At 32.0% G+C, this 2,112-nt stretch carries 2 protein-coding genes, 1 pseudogene and 1 riboswitch; of the genes and pseudogenes, 1 reads left to right on the top strand and 2 read right to left on the bottom strand.

Going from position 1 to position 2,112, the window contains the following annotated elements; genetic code table 11:
• Positions 1–63: 63 nt before the first annotated feature.
• Positions 64–163, bottom strand: a riboswitch (purine riboswitch).
• 421 nt (positions 164–584) lie between these two features.
• Entirely contained in the window at positions 585–1,067 is a 483-nt protein-coding gene (locus CHI06_RS20555; protein ID WP_095250462.1) for a DinB family protein, read from the bottom strand.
• A 477-nt stretch (positions 1,068–1,544) separates the two neighbouring features.
• Positions 1,545–1,739 (bottom strand): annotated as a pseudogene (locus CHI06_RS30965) (IS110 family transposase); the annotation flags it as partial.
• Between the two features lie 116 nt (positions 1,740–1,855).
• On the opposite strand from CHI06_RS30965, the gene CHI06_RS20565 reads away from it, so the two are divergent.
• Positions 1,856–2,112: hypothetical protein (locus CHI06_RS20565; protein WP_095250461.1), on the top strand; the 257-nt coding region annotated here is incomplete at its 3' end.

The following is a 2,112-nucleotide window of genomic DNA, read 5'->3' on the forward strand; positions in this document are numbered from 1 at the left end:
CGTTTTTGAACATTAAAATAAGTTGATTTTTCAAAAAAAAAATCCTGATTACGAAGAAAAATGTAAAAAATACATTTTTTTCGTAATCAGGATTTTACGGTTCCTGGTAGAGACCCTCATACCATATCAATGAGGTTATACAATCGATTTATGCTTTTATATAAACAAATGATAAGTGATAAATGAGCAAAGTTCAACATTTTCTATAATTTGGCATCCTTATTAAGCTGAACCACTTTGTTAATCAACCTTGAAAAATAAACTTCTATGACTCAAACTAGTATATGAGATTAACTTCTAAATATAGAAATGGTTATCAAATAACCCATATTGAACTAGCGCTACCCGTTACTTTAAGTAGAAAACTTCACAATCTCTCCTACACTTTAACATAATCCAATCACTAAAATGTGTTGTTCCAGAATCTGGTGGAATGCAAAAAGACGTCTTCTTGTTAAAGAAAATCGCCCTATAACGGAATATCAGAGGAGATTCTAATAGTCGGTTTACTTAAATAAAAAAGGGCTTTACTAGTTATATAAGTAAAGCACCCCGTAGTCTTTATTAAGATTAAAAACACTCACTTAATGATTGCGATTCCAGCTTTTTTGCAGCTTACGAATATAAATGATTTGTCCAATGTGGTATGCGTTATGAGTTGATACATTTCCAAGAATCTCCCACCATTTCGCAGATACAGTGAAACCACCCACATCACTTTCGACCTTTTCTTCAGTTAGTAGACCTTGCCATTGTAGCAGCACCTGTAATAGTCGCTCTTTTAAGTCATTAAATATTTCGTTTTCCTCAATAATAAAGCTTTTATTATTATCTCCTATGGAAGGAACAGCCGCGATATGGGATTTTTGGTACCTATTTTGCCATGTTTCATTCCAATAAAGTAGATGCTGCACAATTTCAACTATACTATTACTTTCTTCGTTAGGCTTCCAAAACGCTTCTTCCTCTGACAAATTTGCAACTGAGTCTGAAAAAGGAAGGTAAAAACTAGGGTCATTCGCATTTGCTAACAACTGGTCGGCTAAAACATCTTTAGGGTGAAAAATACTTTCCACACTCCTTTTTTTAAAAAAATAATAAATTATTTACTATGAAAAAAAACCAATTAAGCATAGGCTTCAATGTGATAAAACCTTATCCACCTAGCTTTATATATTCTTGGTTATGAGATGATTCCCTTTTTTTACTCCCTCTTTTTTTAAGATTCATTCTTTTACTCAACAATCTACTCCCAGTATCGGGTATATCAACAAACCCCCATATAGCAGTATTTATAGGGGCTTATGAGGAATAATACAAATGCGACATAAAAAAGCCAACAAATCACTGTTGACTTTAACCTTTTTTTATTCAACTAAAGCCCCGTTAGCCATCCATGAAGCGCAGATAAGGTTCTCCGTTATTAGTATAAGTGGGTTTTTATTTTCCTTTACAACTTACATTAATAAGAAGTTAGTAATGATTTATTAATCCTCAGGCTTTTCATACATCTCTCTTTTTTTAATTAGTGAATCTTTACCCCAAACTTGCATTGCTTCAATGTTTTGGTCATATAACCATTTTGACAGGTTAATCCAGTAATGTCCTGTAGGTTCCATACCTACTATTGCCGCATCTAGGTTTTTTAATCTTTTTATATCATGAATCCAGTTTAATAGATTAACGAACCCCTCTTCATTATTTTCAAATGTAATAGGGTCTCCGACTATCCTGCTTCTTTAGCAACAAGAATTATGTAAATTATAATCTGTGAATTTGCAAAAAAATCTTTTCATTATCAGTTTTAATGATATTATTCCTATTAGTATAGTAGGGATTGAAGGTGTTTTTAATCATGTCTTTGTATGAAAGATTACCTAGTGATTTTTTGATTCAATTCTATAATGAAGTGAAGAAAATGAGTTCAAACGGTTTAGTTTCTAAAAGTATGTACTATGAATTAGGATTAATAATTGCAGCCGCATCAAAAAGAGGGATACAATTGGACAAGCCAAAGGATTTTGAACAAAACGTTGACCATGAATTATTACTGGAATTAAAATGTCGTAATTGGATTATCAGGAAACCAAATAAAAAAGCCACTGAAAATAA

The sequence above is a fragment of the Bacillus sp. 7884-1 genome (assembly GCF_002272245.1).
Taxonomy (GTDB): domain Bacteria; phylum Bacillota; class Bacilli; order Bacillales; family Cytobacillaceae; genus Neobacillus.